At 41.2% G+C, this 25,415-nt stretch carries 22 protein-coding genes; 14 read left to right on the forward strand and 8 right to left on the reverse strand.

The window, feature by feature from the left end; genetic code table 11:
* Positions 1-50 precede the first annotated feature (50 nt).
* Entirely contained in the window at positions 51-1,277 is a 1,227-nt protein-coding gene (locus tag Xinn_RS04780) for an RtcB family protein (protein WP_086956559.1), read from the reverse strand.
* Between the two features lie 217 nt (positions 1,278-1,494).
* Between Xinn_RS04780 and rtcR the strand changes: the two genes are divergently transcribed.
* The 8 genes from rtcR (at position 1,495) to Xinn_RS04820 (ending at position 12,675) form a co-directional block, all read left to right on the forward strand.
* Complete coding sequence (gene rtcR / locus Xinn_RS04785) at positions 1,495-3,072, forward strand: RNA repair transcriptional activator RtcR (RefSeq protein WP_086955179.1); 1,578 nt, start codon at positions 1,495-1,497, stop codon at positions 3,070-3,072.
* 11 nt (positions 3,073-3,083) lie between these two features.
* On the forward strand, positions 3,084-4,001 hold the full coding sequence (rnz, locus tag Xinn_RS04790; protein ID WP_086955178.1) for a ribonuclease Z: 918 nt from the start codon (positions 3,084-3,086) through the stop codon (positions 3,999-4,001).
* A 205-nt stretch (positions 4,002-4,206) separates the two neighbouring features.
* Positions 4,207-4,422 (forward strand): hypothetical protein, encoded by a 216-nt coding sequence (locus tag Xinn_RS04795; protein WP_086955177.1) that lies wholly within the window; start codon positions 4,207-4,209, stop codon positions 4,420-4,422.
* 58 nt (positions 4,423-4,480) lie between these two features.
* Positions 4,481-5,419, forward strand: a complete 939-nt coding sequence (gene pyrB / locus Xinn_RS04800; RefSeq protein ID WP_086955176.1) for an aspartate carbamoyltransferase — start codon at positions 4,481-4,483, stop codon at positions 5,417-5,419.
* Between the two features lie 334 nt (positions 5,420-5,753).
* A complete protein-coding gene (locus tag Xinn_RS04805; protein ID WP_086955175.1) occupies positions 5,754-7,064 on the forward strand; it encodes a DUF4123 domain-containing protein in 1,311 nt (436 codons plus the stop codon).
* Positions 7,061-10,582, forward strand: a complete 3,522-nt coding sequence (locus Xinn_RS04810; RefSeq protein ID WP_086955174.1) for a toxin VasX — start codon at positions 7,061-7,063, stop codon at positions 10,580-10,582. Before Xinn_RS04805 ends, Xinn_RS04810 begins: the two co-directional genes overlap by 4 nt.
* Before the next feature lies 1 nt (position 10,583).
* Positions 10,584-11,567 carry a hypothetical protein gene (locus tag Xinn_RS04815; RefSeq protein WP_086955173.1) on the forward strand — a complete coding sequence of 328 codons (984 nt, stop codon included), beginning with the start codon at positions 10,584-10,586 and terminating at the stop codon, positions 11,565-11,567.
* Between the two features lie 160 nt (positions 11,568-11,727).
* Positions 11,728-12,675 (forward strand): hypothetical protein, encoded by a 948-nt coding sequence (locus tag Xinn_RS04820; protein ID WP_099137611.1) that lies wholly within the window; start codon positions 11,728-11,730, stop codon positions 12,673-12,675.
* A gap of 72 nt (positions 12,676-12,747) precedes the next feature.
* Here the strand turns inward: Xinn_RS04820 and Xinn_RS04825 are convergent, their stop codons facing one another.
* Positions 12,748-15,066 carry an FdhF/YdeP family oxidoreductase gene (locus tag Xinn_RS04825; RefSeq protein WP_086955171.1) on the reverse strand — a complete coding sequence of 773 codons (2,319 nt, stop codon included), beginning with the start codon at positions 15,064-15,066 and terminating at the stop codon, positions 12,748-12,750.
* 343 nt (positions 15,067-15,409) lie between these two features.
* Between Xinn_RS04825 and Xinn_RS04830 the strand changes: the two genes are divergently transcribed.
* Positions 15,410-15,910 (forward strand): DUF2867 domain-containing protein, encoded by a 501-nt coding sequence (locus Xinn_RS04830; RefSeq protein WP_086955170.1) that lies wholly within the window; start codon positions 15,410-15,412, stop codon positions 15,908-15,910.
* A 21-nt stretch (positions 15,911-15,931) separates the two neighbouring features.
* On the opposite strand, the gene Xinn_RS04835 is transcribed toward Xinn_RS04830, so the two are convergent.
* Both Xinn_RS04835 and Xinn_RS04840 read right to left on the reverse strand, forming a co-directional pair.
* The gene (locus tag Xinn_RS04835) at positions 15,932-17,149 is read right to left on the reverse strand and encodes a DUF819 family protein (protein WP_086955169.1); all 1,218 of its coding nucleotides are present in this window, start codon (positions 17,147-17,149) and stop codon (positions 15,932-15,934) included.
* Between the two features lie 68 nt (positions 17,150-17,217).
* Positions 17,218-17,940: a M15 family metallopeptidase gene (locus Xinn_RS04840; protein ID WP_169923527.1), complete on the reverse strand. Its 723-nt coding sequence runs from the start codon at positions 17,938-17,940 to the stop codon at positions 17,218-17,220.
* Between the two features lie 294 nt (positions 17,941-18,234).
* Between Xinn_RS04840 and pyrI the strand changes: the two genes are divergently transcribed.
* From pyrI to nrdG, 4 genes are all read left to right on the forward strand, one after another.
* Complete coding sequence (pyrI, locus tag Xinn_RS04845; protein WP_086955167.1) at positions 18,235-18,714, forward strand: aspartate carbamoyltransferase regulatory subunit; 480 nt, start codon at positions 18,235-18,237, stop codon at positions 18,712-18,714.
* A gap of 85 nt (positions 18,715-18,799) precedes the next feature.
* Positions 18,800-19,186, forward strand: a complete 387-nt coding sequence (gene ridA / locus Xinn_RS04850; protein WP_086955166.1) for a 2-iminobutanoate/2-iminopropanoate deaminase — start codon at positions 18,800-18,802, stop codon at positions 19,184-19,186.
* Positions 19,187-19,546: 360 nt separating this feature from the next.
* Positions 19,547-21,457, forward strand: a complete 1,911-nt coding sequence (nrdD, locus tag Xinn_RS04855) for an anaerobic ribonucleoside-triphosphate reductase (RefSeq protein ID WP_339373514.1) — start codon at positions 19,547-19,549, stop codon at positions 21,455-21,457.
* Between the two features lie 4 nt (positions 21,458-21,461).
* Complete coding sequence (nrdG, locus tag Xinn_RS04860; protein ID WP_086956558.1) at positions 21,462-21,926, forward strand: anaerobic ribonucleoside-triphosphate reductase-activating protein; 465 nt, start codon at positions 21,462-21,464, stop codon at positions 21,924-21,926.
* Positions 21,927-22,019: 93 nt separating this feature from the next.
* On the opposite strand, the gene Xinn_RS04865 is transcribed toward nrdG, so the two are convergent.
* Entirely contained in the window at positions 22,020-22,451 is a 432-nt protein-coding gene (locus Xinn_RS04865) for a YhbP family protein (RefSeq protein ID WP_099137612.1), read from the reverse strand.
* Between the two features lie 113 nt (positions 22,452-22,564).
* Entirely contained in the window at positions 22,565-22,816 is a 252-nt protein-coding gene (gene bhsA, locus Xinn_RS04870; RefSeq protein ID WP_086955163.1) for a multiple stress resistance protein BhsA, read from the reverse strand.
* A 271-nt stretch (positions 22,817-23,087) separates the two neighbouring features.
* Between bhsA and Xinn_RS04875 the strand changes: the two genes are divergently transcribed.
* Positions 23,088-23,375, forward strand: coding sequence for a GIY-YIG nuclease family protein (locus Xinn_RS04875; RefSeq protein ID WP_086955162.1), 288 nt, complete (start codon positions 23,088-23,090; stop codon positions 23,373-23,375).
* 70 nt (positions 23,376-23,445) lie between these two features.
* On the opposite strand, the gene Xinn_RS04880 is transcribed toward Xinn_RS04875, so the two are convergent.
* Complete coding sequence (locus Xinn_RS04880) at positions 23,446-23,949, reverse strand: GNAT family N-acetyltransferase (protein WP_086955161.1); 504 nt, start codon at positions 23,947-23,949, stop codon at positions 23,446-23,448.
* Between the two features lie 300 nt (positions 23,950-24,249).
* A complete protein-coding gene (locus Xinn_RS04890; protein ID WP_086955159.1) occupies positions 24,250-25,407 on the reverse strand; it encodes an ABC transporter permease in 1,158 nt (385 codons plus the stop codon).
* Positions 25,408-25,415: the final 8 nt, after the last annotated feature.

The following is a 25,415-nucleotide window of genomic DNA, read 5'->3' on the forward strand; positions in this document are numbered from 1 at the left end:
GGCTGACTGTTTCTGCTTCCTTTTTCATTTTCCTTTTTCCTATTGATCCTCTATCCTTTTACACACACTACCTGCCGCAAGGTATGCACAATTTCCACCAGCGAAGATTGTGCTGTCATCACTGCATCAATATCTTTATATGCCATCGGAATTTCATCAATGACATCACTGTCTTTACGGCACTCAACATGCGCTGTAGCTCGCTTCTGATCACTCACAGTAAAACGTTTTTTTGCTTCAGTACGACTCATTACACGCCCTGCTCCGTGGCTGCATGAGCAAAAACTCTCTTCGTTCCCAAGGCCACGGACAATATAACTTTTCGCCCCCATCGAACCCGGAATAATTCCCATCTGGCCTTTACGGGCTGACACTGCGCCTTTGCGGGTTACCAAAACCTCTTCCCCGTAGTGCTGCTCACGCTGCACATAGTTATGATGGCAATTCACGGCTTCCTGCTGGGTTGTAAACGGTTTTGGTATCTCTCGTGACAATGCTTCAAGCACTCGGTGCATCATCACTTCTCTATTCTGGCGCGCATAATCCTGTGCCCAGTCCACTGCTTCCATATAATCGCCGAAGTAACGGTTTCCCTCCTCAAAATAGGCCAAATCACGATCAGGCAGGTTAGCGATATGTTGCTGCATATCTTTCTGTGCCAGTGTAATAAACAGATTACCGATGGCATTTCCTACCCCACGGGAACCGCTATGCAGCATTACCCAAACACAATCCGCTTCATCAAGACACAGTTCTATAAAATGATTCCCTGTTCCCAGCGTACCCAAATGTTGACGGTTATTGGTGTTCAGCAGTTTCGGGTATTTATCGGTAATATGTTTAAATCTATCCGCCAACGTTGCCCAATGTTGATCGACTATTTCCGGTGCCTTATTCCAGGAACCTTTATCCCGTCCTCCACGGTTCACAGTACGTCCATGCGGTACAGCAGCTTCAATGGCATAACGGATATTCTGTAGATTATCCGGCAAATCCGATGCCACCAGCGAAGTACGGACTGCTATCATTCCGCATCCAATATCCACCCCAACCGCAGCCGGAATAATGGCTCCGCGCGTCGGAATTACGCTCCCGATGGTGGAACCCTTACCGACATGAACATCCGGCATTACTGCCAAGTGTTTAAATACGAAAGGCATTTTGGCCGTGTTTTGTAATTGTGTAATCGCCTTTGGATCAACAGGCACTCCATTTGTCCACATTTTTACCGGAGCACCATTTTCCTGAGTCAATAAGTTATAAGCGTTGGTTTTCATTTCAGTTGTTGTCATTTTTGTTCTCCTTTGATTTTTGATACTTAGTTGTATTGCCAATCCCGTGCCAATTTTGAAAAAACACAAAAAATATTTTTATTGCATTGAAAAATAACAATTTTTATTCTCCTGCATTTTTTATGATTGTTTTTATCATTTGATTTTTTTATCTTTTTATATCGTCATTTATAAATTTAGATAATTAATCATAGAGGCAAGGATGAAACGCAGAGTTGCTATCGGGGTTTTAGGGACAACATTAGATAAACGAGGGAAAAAGGCGAATCGTTGGACTAAATGGCGCCCCACTATCGGATTATGTCAGCAGCCTGAACTACCGGTCGATAGGCTGGAGTTACTGTATCAAACAGATAACTACAGTCTGGCGCAACGAGTTAAAGAAGATATTGAAGAAACCTCTCCCCAAACTCGTGTTGTTCTGCAAGAAACCCAGATTGAAGACCCGTGGGATTTTGAGGAGGTTTATACTGCCCTGCTTGATTTTGCAGTTCGCTACCCTTTCGATATTGAGCATGAAGAGTATCTGGTACATATCACTACGGGAACTCATGTTGCCCAGATTTGCTGGTTTCTGCTGACTGAAGCACGTTATCTGCCAGCCCGGTTAATTCAGACATCCCCCAGAAATAGTGGTCGCGATAGCCATCCAGAAGGCATCTATACCATTATCGATTTAGATCTCAGTCGCTACACCACACTAACCAGCCGCTTTCTGCGTGAACAACAAGAGCAGGTTGCCTTCCTGAAATCAGGTATCGCTACGCGCAATAACCACTTCAACCAGATGATCGAGCAGATTGAGCGTGTTGCTCTGCGTTCTTCCGCACCGATTCTGCTGACCGGGCCAACCGGTGCAGGTAAGTCTTTTCTGGCTCGTCGAATCTACCAACTCCGGCAATCACGCCATCTGCTTAAAGGGCGTTTTGTCGAAGTGAACTGTGCAACATTGCGTGGTGATAATGCCATGTCTACACTATTCGGACACGTTAAAGGGGCATTTACAGGTGCGATCCAGCCGCGAACCGGCCTATTACGCGAGGCCGATGGTGGTATCTTATTTCTGGATGAAGTGGCGGAGTTAGGCCTTGATGAACAGGCAATGTTACTGAAAGCCATTGAAGAGAAAAATTTCCTGCCATATGGCTCTGATCGGGAAGTCTACAGCGACTTTCAATTAATTGCGGGTACTCATCGGGATCTGCGCAATTGGGTGGTTCAGGGGAAATTCCGTGAAGATTTGTATGCCCGTATCAATATGTGGACTTATCAGTTACCCGGACTTGCCCAGCGTCGTGAAGATATTGAACCCAATATCGACTATGAACTGGCTCGCTATGCACAAATGCAGCAAACACAGGTTCGCTTTGATAAAGAAGCACGGCAGATTTACCTGAGTTTTGCCTGTTCAGAACAAGCCGAGTGGCGGGGAAATTTCCGTGAGTTAAGTGCCTCTGTCGCTCGCATGGCAACATTTGCTGAAAATGGCCGCATCAATCAATATCTGGCAGAAGAAGAAATTATCCGCCTAAAACAACACTGGCAAGGAGAAAATAGTTCCTCTCTGCTACCGGATCATTTAGCAGAAATTGATCTGTTTGATCGCCAGCAGTTAGAAACCGTTATCAAAGTTTGTCGGGAATCTGCCAGTTTATCAGAGGCTGGGCGCAAGCTTTTCGCTGTTTCCCGCCAACAAAAGAAACAACCCAATGATGCCGACAGGTTACGTAAATACCTTGCCCGGTTCGGTCTGGACTGGGAAATCATTCAGCAATATTAGGACAAGACGATATGGAGCTAAAATTTCTGGGTACCAGCGCAGGTATTCCGACTAAAGAACGCAATGTCACCAGCCTTATTCTCGACTTACAGGAGACCCGCAGTTCGCTGTGGATGTTTGACTGCGGTGAAGGAACGCAACACCAGATCCTTCATTCCCCGATTAAAATCTCCAAACTGGAAAAGATCTTTATCACCCATTTGCACGGTGATCATATCTTTGGCCTGCCCGGCTTATTATGCAGCCGATCAATGGGAGGCTCTACCGACCCGCTGACGCTATACGGACCAAAAGGCATACGCCAGTTTGTGGAAACAGCACTGCAATTAAGCAGTTCTTTTCTGACCTATCCGTTGGAAATTATTGAAGTACAGTCGGGATTATTGTTTGATGATGACACAATGAAAGTCACAGCTTACGCCCTGAATCATCGCGTGGAGTGTTATGGCTATAGGATTGAAGAGCATGATAAACCCGGCGCTCTGGATGCACAAAAACTGAATCAGGATGGCATTCCCCGTGGCCCGTGGATGCAAACCCTGAAACAAGGCGGCACAGTAACACTGGAAGATGGGCGGACAATTTGCGGTAAAGATTATCTGGGAGCCTCAATTCGAGGCAGATCATTAGCTATTTTCGGCGATACCGAACCCACACCAGAAGCCCTGAAACTGGCAGCTAATGTTAATGTTATGGTACATGAAATCACACTGGAAGATGCGTTTGCCAAAAAAGCCAATGAGCGCGGTCATTCTACCACCAAACAGGCGGCAACACTGGCCCGTGATGCCAAAGTAAAACACTTTATCGCAACACATATCAGCGGACGTTATGGTAAAGAGGACTGTCCACGATTACTGGCAGAATGCCGGGAAATATTTCCTAATACTGATTTAGCTGAGGACTTTTTGGTATTTGCGGTTAAGTAATCTGATACCCAATATGGCTGATAATCATGATGCAAATACACATCCTATTCGCCCCATAAAATGAGAAGGTTATGCACCTTATTTGCATCATAAATAAATTGGAATGACGAGCGTAGTTCACGTTATAGATTAAAGCATCAATAGAACATTAAATTGGCTCCCAGTGTGGAGAATAAAGCGAGTTATTCACTTCGCGATTCAATTCATGAGCGATAATTTGCAACAAAAATTTCTCTCAACAGATCTTGCGATGAATGCAATCACGAGTATAATGCGCGACGATTTGCCGGGAGAAAACATGAAATACTGCACTGCATATAACATTGCAAAACAACAACCTAACGAAGAACTGCCAACTGGCAGCCTGGGTGTATTGTTTTTCCCGTTACTAAACCGAACATTTAAAAAGCCCCTCCATTGAGGGGCTTTTTTTCGTCTGTCCAGTCCAAGGCTAAAAGTCATAACAGAGGAATGTAAACATGGCTAACCCGTTATATCGCAAGCATATCATTTCAATTAATGATTTGAACCGCGCAGATCTTGAATTGGTATTGCAGACGGCTGCAGCCCTGAAAGCCAGTCCACAGAATGATTTACTGAAACATAAGGTGATCGCCAGCTGCTTTTTTGAAGCCTCCACACGCACCCGCCTTTCTTTTGAAACGGCTATCCAGCGACTTGGTGCCTCTGTTGTCGGTTTTGCCGACAGCAGCAATACTTCATTGGGCAAAAAAGGGGAAACGCTGGCTGATACCATTTCTATTATCAGCCAGTATGCTGATGCGATTGTCATGCGTCATCCACAGGAAGGGGCAGCCCGCCTTGCTTCTGAATTTTCCGGCCATATTCCTATCATTAACGCCGGTGATGGTTCAAACCAACATCCAACCCAGACTCTGCTCGACCTATTTACCATTCAGGAAACTCAGGGCAAGCTCGATAACCTGAAAATCGCTATGGTTGGTGACTTGAAATATGGTCGAACCGTCCACTCATTGACACAGGCTCTGGCGAAATTTGAGGGTAACCATTTCTGCTTTATCGCTCCAGACGCCCTTTCTATGCCGAGCTACATTCTGCACATGCTGGATGAAAAACAGGTGAGCTACAGTATTCATAACAATTTTGAAGACGTAGTGCCTGAGCTGGATATCCTGTATATGACCCGCGTTCAGAAAGAGCGCCTTGATCCTTCTGAATACGCCAATATCAAAGCCCAGTTTGTCCTGCGTGCTGCGGATTTGTTGAACGTTAAAGATAATTTGAAAGTTCTGCATCCATTGCCACGTATCGATGAAATTACGGTTGATGTGGATAAAACCCCTTACGCCTACTATTTCCAACAGGCAGGCAATGGTATTTACGCACGTCAGGCGTTGTTGTCGCTGGTGCTGAATGAAAATGTTGTTATCGATTAATTCTCAAATAGCTTATTAACGAAAATAAGCTGCTATTAATATTATGACTAAGGAAATTATTCTTTAGTCATAATGTTATTTCTCCAACAAACCAGTTAACATCACTTCTTCGAAAACTTTCTTATAAAAACAAAGTTAATTACCATAAGTTAATGTCCAAAAAGAAAGTGTCACCAACCGTTATAATTAAAACTATTAAATTAAAATAAGCCTTGAATTTAAATCATTCCTCTTGTTTTAGACTTTCATTAAATTCAGTTATTATCGTCTGTTTAAATAAATTATTTTTGTTAAATTAAATCCACTAAAAATAAAAAATTGACGATATTACATCATGCACAGGCAAGAGAATTACTATCAACGATATGAAAATATTTGGGTTGCCGAATTTTCATATGGATATTTTGATTCAGAACAACAAAAACAGCGACGTTATTCTGCTCAGGCATTAATTTATGCTAAAAGCCAGCATTTGGCATTGCTTCAACTCTCTGACCATATGTTGAATTCACTGCGAGCAGATGAAGGGCAATACAAAAAAATACTGCCTTTCTTACAATATTTAGATAGCAGCGAGCTGCTTGAAAAACATCTGATTCTGAACCTCAATAAAATCAATACAGAGCAACCTATTTGGGTACTGAATCCACTGGATATCAGCGAGACTCTCCCTATTGATACCGGAGAACTGTCAATCACCCAATATCCTTGCGCACCCTTTATCGGCGATAACGATTTTAATCAACACTGGATCAATGACGATTTATACGCTCTGCTTTATCAGCAAAAACAGAATACGACCAAATATTCACACTGTTATCTGGTCATCGATGCAGGGGTTTATCATAAACACGCTGGACACTTTATTGTTCCTTCGCTGATGGCATCCGGTTTACCTTATCGTTGTCTGTTCAAAGGAACCACACAAATTACCCTTGAAGATGCTGCACCTTATCTGGTCGAACTGACCGGCCAAGAAGATATTCGATTTTTGCGGGAAATATTTATTACCCATCATACGCCGGATATCGGCATTTTTATCCATACCGACAGCCAGTTTGATGAGTTGTATAACCACCTGCGTAAATTTTCTTATTTACAACATGAAACCAATAAAGAATGGGTATTCTTCCGATTCTATTATTCACTAAGTCTGGATTTAACACTAAAAAGCTTATCCCGTGGTGCTCTGGCTTCTTTTATGCGAAACATCGGTGCCATTTACGGTTTAACGAATGAAAACAGCATCATGAAAATTACCGTTGCAGATAGTATCAGGGAAGCCAAACTGGAAACCGTGACGATCAATAATAGGATGCACCACAATCTTGAACGGTATGTGCAGCAGAGATATTTCCATAAGGTCAAAACGTTTATTCAGGAGAATATCCCACAGCAATGTCAGGTTCCAGAAGAACAACTACTCCCTTTTATCACAAAACATGCCAATTACTCCTACCTGCACGGTTTTACCCTTGAATTGACCGGATTGTATTACATTATGGCCCGATCGGTTACCGCAAAAAATGATGATCTTTGGTATCACACACTGGAAACCGTCCAATCCGAACCATCCAATCAGGAAGCTAGATCTTACAAACTTCTCAAGGAGTGCCTTACCCCTACAACATGGAGCCAGTCATGACCTCTTCAATCACTAATATTATTGAAAATGCTAACAATTACATCTCTAAACTCGATATGGGAAGTACTAAATACCCGTGTGATGGAAATATCAAACCGATCTATCCTGTACGTTATGCCTATGTCAATTTTTTCGGAAAAGAGCTGGAAAAACCTGAAGCACCTCCAGATATTCATACGTTGATGTCTGCGGCATCTTTGCAGGAAAGCAAAGGCTATGCGGCTCGTTTGATGCGCTCTGGCTGGATTTATATCCGGGAAGAAGACGACATGGAACATCGTCCCAGTCAAACCGCTTATTTCCATATCTTCAAATATGATGTGGAAAAAAGCGCAGATAACGATGATACCCCAAGAGTTGAGCGTTTCCGCAAGTACATGTACCGCAATAATAAAGATGCCCGCGATGGTGTGATACCTGAACCGGGCTTGCGTGGCGAGGGTTATCCTTTCCTGTTTGTAGCGAAAGATGTTTCAAATATCAGCATTGCTTACAGTGAACACCTCTGGCATCCCGATGTGATTGCCCGCATGAACAGTAGTAAGAAACTGCGCGAAAAAACCATGCAGTTTATTAATCTGGATGCTGATCAACAGCAATACGCCATTGAAGCCACCGAAGCTAATCTCACAAAACTTATTGAGGATTATAAAACCCGCAAAGAACAGTTTGCCGCCGCTAAAGCTAAAATCGATGCTAAAAAGTTTGAGGAGTTAGATATAAAAAACCTCCGAATCGATGAACTGACCACGGAAAAATCCTATGAAATGGATGCAGAGGATATTGCCAAAGAAATCCGTAATAAACTGTGTTATCAGGAAAAAGCTCGGATTGTGATCCTGCATGATCCCGTTGGGCGGCAGAAGGAGATTTTAGAGGCGCATGATATTCTGGATTTATTACAACAATATAATGCTGAGCGCAATCTTTATCCGATGACTATTGGAATGTATATTGAGGATTACATTAAAAATTTTAATAGAAAATCTCCAATAGCAAGGCGAGCTAATAAAGAAGTATTAAACCAACCTGCTGTGAGACGTGAGTGGCCAAAAATAAGAGATTCACATCTGGAATTTGAAAAACGACAGGATATTTTTATTGGTTTATTTAAAGCATTTGCCAGTGCTCCTGCGGTTACTGGAAAAGTCGGCAGCCTTGATACTTATTTCCAGCATTTTTTCTGCCTTCATGAGAAACAAGAAATATCAAATGAAAGTGATATTCAGGACGTTTACACTTTTGTTGCCCTAGTTTCAGATATTTTCCATGGGTTACAAATGTCCGTTACATCGGAAAAAATGCTGGAAGAGTTGATTTCATCAGCAGCAGAAAAACCAACAACACTAAAAGATTTCTTTGAAACGACGCTGGATATCCTCTCCAATGGGTTATTAGCCCCAAACAAAGACGCAAAAGCCAAAAGAGACACAATTAAAGTAGCTGAGAAAAGCTATACCCCTCAATACAGCTCCAATGCTTGGGAAATAGCTGCAACAGGTATGGTAAAAGTACTGACTCATGGTGAAAGCAAAGACGTCGCTAAGACACTTCATCAGATTTCCAAAGGTGTTATTAAAAATGCAGAAGACTTTATCAATAACCCCGACAAACCGATCCAACAATCTAAAAATTTTCTGAATGAACAGATGTTAAAGATGTCAGTACACGTCTCAGAAAAATTCCTTGAACTATTTGGCAAAATTATTGGTAAAGCGCTGGCAATAATGGAAACAGGTTCAATCGCTATAAGTGGACCACTGACTCATTTAAGTGATACTGCCATTCGTTTAATTACCCACAAATTTGTGCCTGCTTTAATGCAACCGTTCGGTATTGTTATTGATTACCGTGAAGGGCTTCATATAACCCCTGAAGAGTTCAACAAAATCCAAGATCGTTTAGCAAAGATTGCAGCTAAAAAAAGTTATTCTGGCAATAAAAAGTCACAGATTCATAAACATAATGAAACATTTAAAAAGTTAAATAAATCGCAGTCACTTTTCTATGACAAATTGCAAGAAATGGAGATTCCCAGCAAGGCAGAACAACAAATTGAAAACTCTATTAAGCAAACAGGTAGTTACGCTAAAAAAACCGGAATAAAGATAGGAAATGCAGTCTCCGAGCAAGTAAAAACAACGTCAGTTCAAGCCGTTATTGGTATCAAACTTGCTAAGATAACTATCAGAGAAGGCTTTAAGACTTCTTTTGATTTTTTTAAAGTCGGCACACATAAAACCACAATTTTACTGGAGAAAATATCACCGGGGCTCAGCTTGTTTTTCAATGTTCAGACAGCAACTTCAGTTGTTATACAGTCCCAATACAGTCGTAATAACCCACTAGATCAGGATGAACTCAGTTTATCTTATGATGTGATTAAATTTTCAGCAGCACTTATATCACTCACTGCTGATTTAGTGCTAATTACATCCAAGGTCACCAAACACGCCCACAAGTTTATGCCACACGCCTCTCCAGCCCTGTTAAATAGTCTCAAAAATGTTTCAGATAACTTATCAAATAAACTTCAAGCCAAGTGGGTAAAATCAGGCCTTGGATTGGTTAATATCATGGGTGCTTATATTTCCTTTATTGATGGACGAAAAGCAGAAAATATCGGTAATAAAGGAGCTGCATACGGCAACTATGCCGTGGGATTAGGAAGTGCAGCATTAGGTACAGCCAGTATAACAGCTGCTATAAGTCCAACATTAATGACCTCTGCCTTTGTAGTAGGAATAACGACTATGGGGTGGATATTAGTGATTGGGGGCACTATTCTCCTAATAGCATCCAATTCTTCTGATACACGAAATTTATTTCGTAATAGTTTTTGGGGAAATGGGGAAAAATACCCATTTTGGGGAAGAGGTAAACGCCAATCATTTATAGAACAGTTAAAACAAGCTAAGGAAATAAGTCATGAACCTAATATTCAGCGTGCTTTTGATATTGAAAGTCAAGAATTTTTAAACTTATTTTTTATGCCTACATTATCCATTAAGCGTAAGCAGATATATAATAAATTCAGCAGCATTTATACCTTTATATTACCTGCTTTTCGAGAAGGAAGTTCAGATCTCCATTATGCTTTTTATCAACTTCTCCCTAAAAAACCGGTAAATACCTGGTTATCAGGCAATACAGCTCCCGTAGAGCTTATTCAAAAACATAAAGAATCACTTAAAAAAGAACAAAAACATCATGAAGGGTTAAAATCTCAGGCTGAAGAAATTGACGGAAAACTCTACCTATACGACAAAGAACTCACGGAGAAATTCCGTGAAGCTTTAGAAACAGCCAAGGCAGAATACAAAAATGGTAATCTTGAACTTATTATCACGATTGAAGATAGATATCCCTATCCTAATGAAGAAACAGCTGAATTATTCTGGCACTATATTCCATTCGAAGGTGCCGCTGTTCCATTACGTTACTTAGCGCATAAAGAAGAAAAAGAAGATATAAGTAAAAAATCCATTATAGGATTTAAAAACACGGAGTTCCGATAAAATGAACATGTCACAAAAACCATTTGAACCTTACCATGATACTCCCCCAAATCTACTGATCGATCAGCAGGAATCTCTGCTAGCAATGCCAATGGAGAAAAAAAGTTATGAAGCGTTAAAGAGTTATCTTCCTCTTAACAGTGTTGATGATACTCAATGCACTCTACGCAATCCACAACGCCTTGTTCGTATAATGGTACTATTTCCTCTTCTTATTGCCGTATTACTGATTTTTCATCACAATGTTGTTGATTTTCTTGTTCAAAAAAAAGACGATGATGTCAATATATTACGATGGGTCAAGATCATTCGTGAAGAATATGGAGAAGATTTCTATCTACGCAAAGATCTCCCTAATAAAATAGAAAGTGCCCGTTTTATTGGTAACGATAAAACCGTTTCCTTTTGGAAATATCTATATTATCGCTATAATTATTTTCATGCTAGCACCAAAATCTTGATTCAAGACTTTTTCCTTTTCGGCACATTACTAGCCTTTTCTCTTGTTCTAATATACACCTGCTTTTTCTGGCGATTACAAGCACCAATATTTATTGATCGAAATAGGCAACTTTTTTTTAGCTGGTATAAAGGTAAGGTTTATGCGGCTCGTTATTCACAAGTCGGTATTTCCTATCAGGCAGGACCCGGTAAAATCACACAAGTCATGGGATTAGCCATGTATACATTAAATAATGATAACTCACTAATTTATAAACCTTTCCAGCTATGCCTTGCTTACTTATCTTTCTGGGGATTTAACTCCAAACTACAACAAGACGAAGCCCATGCTTTTATCATCAAATATCTTATAAAAGGAAAAGATGCTGTTGCGGCCACTGACTACAAACGCTTTCCAGCTTTATTTTTATTCAAAGACAAAAAACCTGTTAATTTTGATGAACAAATGGAACGTATTTTGATGGAATTGGATAAACGGGATAACGAAAAAACAAGTAATACAAACGAACGAGAAAATAAGTAAGCTTGTCAAAAAATTTACTTTATTACATACATGATGTAGTAATCTCTACTTCTTTAACTAACCAGCAGGAATTCCTGCTGGCTATGCAAATAGAAGGAAAAAAACAAACTGAATAATGGAATGTAGGAAGAAAAAACAGCTAAAAGGAAAACACTTAATTATGAATTGGCTAAAAAAACTAAATACTCATAAAAATGCGCTTCCAGTGGTACCATTTATAGATCGGAAAATAGAATTATTAAAAATACCATTTTCCAAGAGGGTTCAAGAAGAATTAAATCACAATATTCCACTTTGCAGTATTGATGATGATATATGTTCTATACGTCGTGGCCCATATGGTTTTAATTCTATTATTCTATCGCTATTTTTCGTTATGTTATTTATAATTTACGGCCTTTTCTATAGCACCATATTTGAGGAACAACAGTTCTATCATCGTTACAAAATCTGGCATCAAGTAAAATTGGCTAAGGAAAAGTACGGTGAAAGTTTTTATCTTCGGAGAACCCTGCCCCCAGAAATGGAGTTCGCACTATATGTCGGTAATGATAAAACGCTTTCTTCTTGGACTGAGCTACACTATCGTTATGGGTATTCTGAACATAAGTTTCGTCATCTGCTTGTCGATATTTTTATGGTTTTGTTATTTCAGATAAGTTTCTTTTGTCCTTTTTATCTCTATTATTTTCGTCATCTACCGCCTCCATTATTCATTGACCGAAAAAATAAAATAATTTTCACTTGGCACAAAAGAAAAGTTTTTGTTGCCCGTTATTCACAAACCAGTATGTTTCAATTTTATGACTCACCAGCACACACTAATATAATCAGTTCATTGGGATTATATACCCAAGATGACGATAAAAAATTACGACAACGTAAATTTTTTCCAGAAAATGATGTCTGGCCCAATAAAATTGATCGAGAAAGACATCTTTTGGCTCCTTATGTTTTTATGGTCAGGTATCTCTGTAATGGCCAAGAAGCTGTTTCTGAATGTAGGATTATATATGAAAAACCACACCGATTTTGGCATGAAGAGGAAAAACCAGCTGATTTTGGTGAGCAACTGGAACGCATTCTGGCCGCATTAGATGCAAAGTAGCTTAATTGTTTTTCACTCAGGCTCGGTCTAAGTATATTCCCTAAAAACCGAGCCTGAATAAATAATTCACCTTTAAACGATGCGTCCAAATTCTGAATTATTCAGTTCAGTCAGCGACAGTTTTACCGGTACAGATTTGGATGTGGGTGTACCCGTTCCATCGCCAATGCTATCCATCGGCACTAATGGGTTGGTTTCCGGGTAATAAGCCGCAAGGTTGCCGCGAGGGATGGTATAAGGAACTAATTTAAAACCATGCACTTTACGCTCAATTCCGTCATGCCAGATTGTTTCGATATCCACCAGATCCCCTTCTCGGTATCCCAATTGAGCGATATCTTCTGGATTCATAAATAAGACTTCCCGCTGACCGTAAACACCACGATAGCGATCATCTAAACCATAGATCGTTGTGTTGTATTGATCGTGGGAGCGCAAGGTCTGCAAAGCAAAGGGAACTTCGGCACCGTCAATTTGTGGGAATAGTGTGTTTGGCAATGGGGCGTGGCTAAACTCTGCTTTTTTACTCGGAGTCTGAAAACGCAGTTCTGCTGCCGCGTTACCAAGGTAGAAGCCACCCGGATGTTCACATTTTTTATTAAAATCAGCAAATCCCGGAATAGTTGCCGCAATATGATCACGGATTTTGTTGTAATCTCCGGCTAATTCCAGCCAGTTAATTGTCGGCGTATTGCCTACGACCGCATCAGCAATACCTGCAATAATGGCAGTTTCAGAACGCTGTGTATCAGATAAGGGTTTATTTATCCCTTCAGATGCATGCACCATACTGAAAGAATCTTCTACCGTCACAAACTGTGCGCCACTGAGCTGGATATCCTGTTCTGTACGTCCCAGCGCGGGCAGGATAAGGGCATTTTTTTTACCGGTAACAAGATGACTCCGATTTAATTTTGTACTGATATGTACAGTCAAATCGCAATGCCGGAGCGCTTCTTCTGTGCGTGGGCTGTCAGGTGCAGCAGCAGCTAGATTACCACCTAACGCAATCAGTACTTTTACTTCATCACGCAGCATAGCATCCAGCGCTTCAACAACGTTATGACCGTGTGGGCGGGGAGGTTCAAAGCCAAAGTGATTTGCCAGACTATCGAGGAAAGCCTGAGAAGGTTGCTCATTAATTCCCATTGTCCGGTTCCCCTGCACGTTACTGTGACCGCGCACCGGGCAGACTCCCGCACCGGGCTTGCCCAACTGACCAAACAACAATTGCAGGTTGGTAATTTCACGAACCGTATCAAGGGAGTGTTTGTGTTGAGTAACCCCCATCGCCCAAGTACAAATCACACGTTCAGCATTCCGGTAAATATCAGCAGCTTCGCGTAATTGTGCCTCTGTTAAACCTGATTGCTCCTCAATAAATAACCATTCAGTATTAGCCACTTCTTGCAAATAAGCATCTATACCTTCGGTATGAGCCGCAATAAAGTCTTGATCAAAAATACCGGTTGTTCCGGCAGCTATGCGAGTGTTGTGCGTTTCCAACAACGCTTTGACCATGCCCCGTACCGCCGCCATATCTCCACCCAGCTTAGGCTGGTAGTAACGATGGCTGATATTACCTGCCATGGCTGTGACGACTTCGAGCGGTTTTTGTGGATCGGCAAAGCGCTCTAAGCCACGTTCACGCAATGTATTAAAGGTAACAATTCTGGCCCCGTGCTCTGCGGCATGACGCAGGCTGTGCAACATTCGAGGATGGTTTGTTCCGGGGTTCTGACCAAAAACAAAGATAGCATCAGCATGGTCAAAATCATTCAGGCGGATGGTTCCCTTGCCCACTCCCAGACTTTTAAGCAGCCCATAACCACTTGCTTCATGACACATATTCGAGCAATCCGGGAAATTGTTGGTTCCCAGCACCCGGCCAAATAATTGATACAGCCATGAGGCTTCATTACTGGCCCGACCGGAAGTATATAGCTCCAGTTGATTAGGGTTATCCATTCCTTTTATGTGTCTGGCAATCAGGGAAAAAGCCTGTTCCCAGCTAACAGGTTCATAGTGATCTGTTTCGCTGTTATAGCTCATCGGTTCAATGACCCGCCCCTGATATTCCAGAAAATAGTCACTTTGTTCGTAGAGTTTACTGACACTATGGGTAGCAAAAAATTCTCTGTCCACATGACGGCGGGTCGCTTCCCAAGTCACCGCTTTCGCGCCATTTTCACAGAAACTGAACAGGCTTTTGTTATCATCACCCCATGCACATCCCGGGCAATCAAAGCCTTTGGGTTTATTCATGCGCATCAGGTTAACCATATTTTTTAATACTTGTTTACTATCAAAGACAAAACGTGTTGTTGCCTCCAGAGAACCCCAGCCTCCCGCTGCGGCGCGGTAAGGTTTTATTTTTGATTTGAATTTCATAACAATCTCGATTTTTAACGTGGTGGTCAAGAAAGTGGCCACGGATTAGCAGATGAATTAGGAACGCCGAACTGATTTATTGTGATACTTATTCCTTTCTTATACAACGAGAAAACCGAATCATTTTTCTGTCAATGCTGAGTAACACAATTTAACTGTTCAAAATTAATACAACGATAAGATATTAGCAAAGCAAAGTATTGCTCATTTTCAATTCAATTATGAACATTTTTTATACTTGGTGGAAAAGGTGGCTTGAAGGGCATATACTGCAAAATAGCAAACAGACTAACTGCTCGTAATTTAAATTACATAAAATAATAAAATAATACTGTGGTGTAATATGTACTATCGTGATGAATCTGGTTTTTTGCTATTGAATAAAAAAGACAAATTAGATTATTACAGTCAACAGGTGTCTTTTATTAAAAATAAAACTACTGCCCTTACTATTTATAATGAAATGACCAATAAAATACCCTTATGGATACGCTGGTCTTTTGCTATAAGAGATAAAATTTCAAGTCTGGCGGGCGTTGAAAAAATCCACGGATTCTCTGGCGGGCATTTAAAAGAAAGTTTGTGTGAGGGAAGCTATATTGATTTTTTTAAAATTATCCATATTAATGATGATGAGTTATGCCTGTTATCAGAAGATATACATTTAAAAGTTTTGGTTTCTATCAATATTTCACCAAGTGATAATCAGAAGAGAAATTATAAAATCACTGTCACAGCATCCGTTATTACTCATAATTATTTTGGGAAAATGTATATGATCCCAGTCTCTCTGGCACACGGTATTATTGTGAACAGCATGCTCAGGAAAATCAGGCTGGCTTAACCGATTGTTCTGCATCGGTTATCACATATTCTCCACCACAAAATAAACAAACGTCCCAACATAATTACCAATGACATAACCGACTGTACCAATGACCATAATCGGCCCGACGAGTGAATTCCAGCCACGGCTGATTGCCATTGCCGCTGCCGTGGTTGGCCCGCCGATATTGGCATTACAGGCAAGAATATTTTCTTCCAGACTGAATTTAAATACTTTCCCTGCACCAAAAGTGATCAACAGATTAATCATGGCAATAATAAAAACAAAGACAAACAGTAAAGGTGCATTGCTGATAATAGCGTGGATAGATGCCGGTATACCGATAACGACAAAAAACATATAAATAGCATAAGTTCCTAATTCCTGAGTGCCATTAAGATTGCTGAATGTTTTTTTGAATATCGACACTATAATAAATGTCACTGTTGTCAGAAGCAGGTATTTATCTGATATCAGGCTGAAAACTAATTCCTGATAGATGCTGTCAGGTTGCCCAAATAAAGCCTTTAGCCATGATGAAAGGTGGAATGATAAAACCACTATAAAAATTGACCATGCCAATGATAAAGCTATATCTTTCAGAGCAATATTTTTCGGTTTCCAGTAAGCGGCTGCTAACGTCCGGGATTTATCCAGATTCGAGTCATTATCAATGGCATCGGAGTAAGGGCTTCCCCAAAAGTTCCTCGCTACTGTCCAACCGGAGATGACCATCAGAATAATAAAATAAGCAGCCATCATCATATGGTCAGCCACAATAGTAGATGCAATCATACTTTGCGATGGTTCTAATTTAGCTGCCATTGCCGCAAAGTTGACTCCACCACCTGTATAAGATGCGGAAATCATACCGCTGATTTTATCCAGTTCAGGGATATATCCCCTGAGTAAATGAAACGCAACAACTGTGCCAACCATAGTCGCGACAGAGGAAATCAAAAATAATATCAATAACCGCCAGCTACCGGTAATCAGATTATGTAAATTGGTTTTAAATAACAGCAACGGAATTGCTAAGGGAACAATATATTCCCAGACAACATCATAAGCAGGAGCTTCAGTCGGAATAATATGTAAGTTAGAAGCCAGAATGGCTATTACCAGAGCAATAACTGCTCCCGGTATTTTAGTGGCCCATTTATATTTTTGTTCCAGCATAATTGCAACAGCTACCGCAATCATAATAAAAGCCCATAACATTAATGAATTATCAGCGTTAATTAAGGTGTTTCTCATTATTTACCCCTGTTATTACCTTTATTCAGTTTGAGCCGATAACATTATTTCCATATTCTATTTCCCGATTATCTGATTCCCTGCACTGCACCATAAATAGCACGATCATTTTTATAAAATGCCCATGAAGCATTACCATAATCGTAATGCCACCATTCCGTCGGCAGATTAGTAAAACCAGCCTGAATCATGGCGTGATAAAGTACCCGGCGGTATAACACAGCAGGCATGTTTGTCTCCGGTTCCTGCTCTAAAGCGGCGGTGTAAGACAGATCATCCACCTCATCAAATTCAGTTCCCATAAACAGTGCGTTACCCGATGCAATGTCAAACAGCGTCACATCCACTGAACCTCCTGTCAGATGAGGGCTGACCGGGTTTTGCTCAGTCGGGGCCGGAGCCACAAACTGTTCCAGTAATTCTTTTTGTTCTTCAATGGATAACTGACTGTACTGTTCCGCAATTTTAGCCCGCGTTTTCTCCTGCAATGCAAACTGAGTTTCCCATGAACGCCACCCATCCAGAACCAGAAGCCCTAAATGAGATGGCAATAATCGGGAGGCCTGTCTTAATTTTTCAGCCACACTTCTTCTCACTGCACAATATTCAACAGCACCATTGATACCCGCAAGAAAATAAACCGGTTGCAGTTTTATTTTATCTGTTTCAGAAACTATTTCTAAAGGTTCATGACTTTCATTAATCGGTATTTTATTAATAGTTTCCCAGTCAAAAAGCCTTTTTATACCAATTTTTTTCTCAGTAAAAGAATGCAGTATATTAATCTTCATATTCTTTTGCATTTTCATTTGGTTATACTCTGATAAGCTTTATTGATTGATTAAATAAAGAAAACTTTAATCATTAATTTTATTTATTGCAAAATAACAATGTATTTACAGGCTAGCAACAAAATTAAAGGCTATCAAACTTTAATTTTCTTTCTGTTGAGAAAGAAAAATATTATTTCACCTTGTGTCATCCATACAAGGTGAAATGCCATATTTTATATGACAAAATGTACACATTTCCCTGATCACCCAATGTCCAGAGGAGGAATACCTAAACGGTATTCGCAACACAACATGACTCAAGAGCATCCACTACAAGACCATCAGTTGCAAGTAGAAGCCATTAAATGCGGCACAGTTATCGACCATATTCCGGCTCAGATCGGTTTTAAGTTGTTATCTCTCTTCAAACTCACAGAAACTGATCAGCGTATTACCATTGGCCTGAATTTACCTTCCAATCATTTAGGGAAGAAGGATCTGATCAAAATTGAAAATACGTTCCTGACAGAGTATCAGGCAAACCAGCTCGCCATGTACGCTCCACATGCGACTATCAATAACATTGAAAATTACGTTGTTGTCAAGAAAATGCCAATTAGCCTCCCCGAACAGATTGACGGTATTCTTGTATGCCCCAACGGTAACTGTATCAGCCATAATGAGCCTGTCGAAAGCAGCTTTCACGTAATGGAAACAGCTCACGATCTCATCGTGCGTTGCAAATATTGCGAAAAAGAATTTGATCGTCAGGCTGTTATCAGCAACGATTAAGATCCCGCAGTTGATGCCGGGTAGAGTGCCACTATAATAAAACCTTCTCAAAATCTTCCATTCTGACGTTAAACAGGAGTTCCTAATGTCACGTTCCATCCATACCGAAAATGCTCCAGCCGCAATCGGCCCTTATGTTCAGGGCGTTGATCTGGGCAGCATGGTTATTACTTCTGGTCAAATCCCTGTTGATCCAAAAACAGGAGCTGTTTCTGAAGATATTACCGCTCAAACCCGCCAGTCACTGGAAAACGTTAAGGCTATCATTGAGCAATCTGGCCTGAAAGTTGCCAATATTGTGAAAACAACGGTGTTTGTTAAAGACCTGAATGACTTTACTGTTGTGAATGCCGCTTATGAAGCGTTCTTCACTGAACATAATGCGCCATTCCCTGCGCGTTCATGCGTTGAAGTTGCCCGTCTGCCAAAAGATGTGAAAATCGAAATCGAAGCGATTGCCGTCCGTAGCTAATTCATAGCCCATCAGCCCTGATAGTTTCAATATCAGGGTTGGTTGCTCTTTTTTCTGCCTGTATCTCCCCGGAATAACTTTCCTTTTCTTTGTCTCAGATCAACTTATTGAGCTGTATATTAACTTTATATACCCATATATTGTGCTTAAATATAAATAAAGCACTATATATGGGTATATAAAGTTAATATACCCATATATTGTGCTTAAATATAAATAAAGCACTATATATAGTATTTATACACAGAGTTATCCACACCAGATAAAAAAACAGTCCATCATGCAACAGTCATTGCGATGGGAGTTAAGATTCAGTTTGGGGATAACATATTGAGGAATCCTATTGTGAACACGGTTGTGATGCAGAGCAGTGACCATTCTATTGATGTCGGTGAAAAAGATCTCCGCGAATGGCATGATCGTCTGGATCAGGAAATTCGCGGGTTGATTGAACAGAGTGACCTCCCTTTATTCAATGAAAATGCCAATAAAGACGCCAAAGTCATTCCTACTCAGCGTGATTTACTGGCAGGAATTGTTGCCAGACAATATGCCAAGCAGTATATGCTGCCGGATGATGTTGTTGCGGCACATGAAAGAGGCGAAATTCACTACCATGATCTGGATTATGCGCCATTTTTCCCGATGTTTAACTGCATGTTGGTCGATTTAGAAGGGATGCTGACCCACGGTTTTAAAATGGGAAACGCTGAAATTGAGCCGCCAAAGTCGATCTCCACAGCAACTGCCGTCACAGCCCAGATTATTGCTCAGGTTGCCAGTCATATTTATGGAGGTACAACCATTGATCGAATTGATGAAGTACTCGCTCCATTTGTTAAAACCAGCTATCACAAACACCTGAGCATTGCTGAGGAGTGGAATATCTCAGATAGGATAGCTTATGCTGAAGCCCGTACGGAAAAGGAATGCTACGATGCTTTCCAGTCTCTGGAATATGAAGTGAATACGTTGCATACCGCCAATGGACAAACGCCGTTTGTGACGTTTGGATTTGGTCTGGGAACATCAAAAGAATCCCGTTTAATTCAGACTGCTATTTTACGTAATCGCCTCGCTGGTCTGGGTAAAAACCGCAAAACGGCTGTATTTCCCAAACTGGTCTTTGCTATTCGTGATGGGCTGAATCACCGGTTTGGTGATCCCAACTATGATATTAAATTATTGGCTCTTGAATGCGCCAGCAAGCGTATGTATCCCGACATTCTTAATTATGATCAAGTGGTTAAAGTAACCGGATCATTTAAAACTCCAATGGGTTGCCGCAGCTTTCTTGGTGTTTATGACGAGGATGGACAGCAAATTCATGCCGGACGCAACAATCTGGGAGTGATCAGTCTGAATCTTCCACGTATTGCCATTGAATCAGGAGGTGATGAGATACGCTTCTGGCAGTTGTTAGATCAGCGCTTGCAGATTGCCAGAAAAGCATTAATGACGCGCATCATGCGGCTGGAAAATACTAAAGCACGGGTCGCTCCTATTCTCTATATGGAAGGTGCTTGTGGAGTGAGGCTGAAAGAAGATGATAACATCGCTGAAATTTTCAGGCATGGGCGGGCTTCTATATCGTTAGGGTATATTGGTATCCATGAAACAATCAATGCGTTATATGGTGATCATATTCATCTATTTGATGATGAACAGCGCCGCCAGAAAGCACTCGCTATCGTCGCATACCTGCGTAAAACCGTCGACGAATGGAAGCAGGAAACCGGCTATGGATTCAGCTTATACAGTACGCCAAGTGAAAGTTTATGTGACCGTTTCTGTCGCCTTGATGCCAGTGAGTTCGGTGTAATTAGCGGCGTTACGGATAAAGGCTATTACACGAACAGCTTTCATCTGGATGTGGAGAAAAAGGTTAATCCCTACGATAAACTGGATTTTGAAGCGTCATATCCTCCGTTGGCGAATGGTGGTTTTATCTGCTACGGCGAATATCCCAACCTGCAACATAATTTAAAAGCACTGGAAGATGTATGGGATTACAGTTATTCCCGTGTTCCTTATTATGGAACCAATACCCCGATTGATGAGTGTTATCAATGTGGTTTTACCGGAGAGTTTTCCTGTACCAGCAAGGGCTTTACCTGCCCGGCTTGTGGTAATCATGATTCAACCCATGTTTCCGTGATAAGACGAGTTTGCGGTTATCTTGGCAGCCCCGATGCCCGCCCGTTTAATACGGGTAAACAGGAAGAGGTGAAACGCCGTATTAAACATCTCGATAATGGGAATATTGGTTAATATCATGAATTATCATCAATATTATCCGGTCGATGTGGTCAATGGCCCCGGTACCCGCTGCACGCTGTTTGTAGCAGGTTGTTCCCATCAGTGTCGTGGCTGCTATAACCAAAGTACGTGGCGGATTGATTCCGGTCACCCTTTCACCCCGGCTGTTGAAAATCAGCTCATTGATGATTTGAATGATCACCGGATCAGGCGACAAGGGCTGTCACTATCCGGTGGCGATCCGCTTCATCCCAATAACACATCTGCCATTCTCCGGTTGGTCAAACGGGTAAAAAGAGAATGTCCAGATAAAGATATCTGGCTCTGGACAGGTTATATGCTCAACGAATTAAATGAACTCCAGCAGGAGATTGTCAGCCATATTAATGTGTTAATTGATGGGAAATTTGAACAGGAGCTGCACGACCCGACGTTAATCTGGCGGGGTAGCAACAATCAGGTTATCCACTATTTGCGGTAATTTTTTACGATGGCTTTTTATGAAAGCTTTTTGCGACAGATTTATTGCCGCAGCAGCACACCATTTTGTCGCATTCAATTTATAACGCTGATATTAACGCTGCCAGTGTAATTTTTTGCCAAAACCAAGGGTGTTATCCACCATTTTGATTTCATTCAGGTTCAGTTGCCAAATTGGTGTTTTTGCCGTTATCGCAACAGGAAACTGGTGACAATAAGCTGCTCTGGCAATGGTTTCCGCTTTACCAGTCAGAGCAACAATCTCCCCACGAAACTGAATGCCTCTGATTTGGGAAATATTGTGGGTTTGCTCGGCAATAGTTCCCGCAACGATGGTATTTTCCTGCATTATCTTACCGTGGCGCGTATCCGATTCAGTCATAAACCACAGAACCATCTTTTCAGCATCAAAGAGATAGAAGCAACTTGCACACCAGAGATCCTGTTGTGAAGAAGTACAAAGTGTGAAGACATGTTGATTGGCGAGATACTGACATATTATTAATTTTTTTTTATCCGATTCCATTTGTTTATATACCGTTATATTTTCTCTTTTAATCAGAACACGCTGGATATCTTTCCAATACGCGTTCTGATCTTTATCGAATAATATGAGTGAAGTCTGGGTTTAACTATAAGTTATTTATAGAGTTCAGCAATACCATACAGTTTATTATGGCCTGTTGCAGCAACAACACGGAAATAGGATGCTCCAGCTTCATCAGCTTTTTTGGATAATTCTTCAGTCAGACTATCCAACGTGTCTGCTCCCGATACTGAAACAACACCAATCTTCTCCCCAGTAGCGTTTTGAACTTCAGTTGCCGCAAAAGAACCAAACGAAATAGCACTTAATGACAAAACAGCAGCAATAAATTTTATATTTTTCATGTTTAGATCCTCTGACTACTTTTTGAATATAGGGATTCATCTTTGTGACGCGGATCAATTTATACGCTTATTGGAAAAATGAAAATTAGCAATTACTGCTATTCTCATTCAAGAATTTTGAACTTAAAAAGCACTCACTGACTGTTAATAAACATATAATTTAATATAATCCATAAGTTATAATAGCAAAAATATAATCATTCAGATGATAGCCAATCTATTTATTAATTTTTATTGTTATTAGTACAGAGAAAATCACTTAAGAAAAATAATGAATATTAAAAAACCTGATTGGTATCTTTACCTGATAAGAACTCAGAATGGTTCACTATATACTGGAATTACAACCGATATTTCTCGCCGTCTGGCTCAGCATACTACCGGAAAAGGAGCGAAGGCACTGAAAGGAAAAGGGCCATTAATATTGGTTTATCATAGCCACGTACCAGACAGGAGTGCGGCTTTGAAACTGGAATATCGGGTAAAACAACTGAGTAAGCAGCAAAAAGAAAGGCTGGTAACTGCCCAGCCTATCTGTATAGCCACCTATTTATCGTAGGTTCAGTTAACGAGTTTAGTTAACTACACGTTGCCGCCAACATGTCACATCCAATGTTTTCCATCAGTCCTCATACGTCAGCAAAATGACTGGAATATGTGACCAGACCATGGCAATCATCCAGCGAAACATCTGCCAGCGTATAAACCTGAAAATATTGTTCACTGTCAGGCCACTGACAATGGAGTTGATACTCTTCAGCAAGCCTGAAACCAAATCTCTGATAATATTCAGGCTCACCAAGTACAACAACTGCCCCGTAGCCAAATTCATTCAGGCTATCTAACCCTTCATATACCAGTTTTTCGCCAATCCCCTGACGACGGTACGATTCAGCCACCGCCAAGGGTGCCAACCCAACCCAGTTATGATTCTGTCCATTGACATCAACCGGTGTGAAACCAACATAGCCAATCACGTGACCTTCATCGTCAGTCGCAACAACACCCAGTGTCAACAGGCCATCTTCTCTTAGCCTGTGAACTAACTCAGCTTCTGCCGATGTCTCAAAGGATTCCCGCAGTAAGCGATCAATCCCCATCGCATCAACCGGAATTTCGACCCTGATTAACATGACGATAACGCGCGATCGTGCTGATCAGCGCCCTCTTTCTGTTCCATTTTGATAAATTCAGCTAACTGTCATAAACCAAAATAGAGAGTGGATTTAACCTAATAAAAGTCAGTTCCTTTTGCATGAAAAGGAATTTGTTATTCTGCCAAAATACTGTGATATTTCCTGATGCTATCTCAAAAAAACGGCAATAAAAACTGACGTTGATATCCAGTAAATCAGCACCTGAAACCTTTACACGGAACCCATCCCAAATCAATATATTTTCACTATCGGTCAGACAGCACTCCACGATTGTTATTATTTTCTTCTCAATCGATTCATCAGCACTCCCAACCCCCGCAATTCCCCATCACGTAACATCCCAACCAAAACCCCCAGAAGCAGATAGATAGCCCCGAGGAACAGGATCATCGCAATATCCCCCAGCATACTTTGCAGAGGCATATTCATTTGGTTTATCCCCGCGATGATTTTGGTTGCCCATGTCGATGGTAAAGCGAGTGAAATCGCTCTTACCCAATCAGGCATTGCCTGAACAGGCCAGATCGTGCCGGAAATATAGAACACCGGTGTGGTAATAAACGCCAGTGTCAGATAAACCATTTCCACGCTGCGCAAGCACTCTGTCACCAGTTTGCCTAGCCCCAATACCGCCAGCAGAAATGGAAAAGTCATTAACAGCAACTGATAGATTGGTGCATCCTGCCGATATCCCAGTACCCACGGCCATAGCACAAAAAAGATGACGGATAAAAACAGCCAGATAGGCAACAGTGCGGACAATGCTCCCAGATAGACTGGTAATGGAGGATCGCCTTTTGGGGTTTTACGAATGGCAATACTCACACGCACACAGGCAACCAGTAAAGAGTGCTGCAACAACATCACTAATAATCCGGGGAAAACAATTGCGGCATAACTCACTCCCGGATTGAATAACCCGATGGTTTCTCCTTTGATCGGTTGCAGCAGCACTTTCACCTGTTCCGTACTGAAACCCGATTTCAAAAGTAATTGCATATTGTATTCTGATAACAGTTCTTGGTAAGCCAATACCAAATCCTGTTGAATCTGCCCGTTAGCGAGGCGGTTGGTCGCATCACCATAAACCGGTACGGTCACGTTTTTCCCGCTTAAAAGGCGCTTCTCGAAATCTGTCGGTACAATAATAATGGCAAATATTTCCCGCTGTAGCATGTCAGCGCGGGCATCTGCAAGGCTGGCATAACTTTGGGTTTCTACTTTTGCCGTTGCATCAATGTGACGGATCAGCGCACGGCTCATATGACTATTGTCCTGATCAATGACCGCAACAGGCAAATCCCATAATGTGGGGTGGACATAAACCAGACTCATGACACACAGAGAAACAATCAGCATCAGCCACATAGGCTTTTCCAACATTCCCAACAATACCGTGCGGAAAGTCTGCCAGTACATTTTCCAATTACTCATTTTCCGAA

The organism is Xenorhabdus innexi, from assembly GCF_002632485.1.
GTDB classification, from domain to species: Bacteria; Pseudomonadota; Gammaproteobacteria; order Enterobacterales; family Enterobacteriaceae; genus Xenorhabdus; species Xenorhabdus innexi.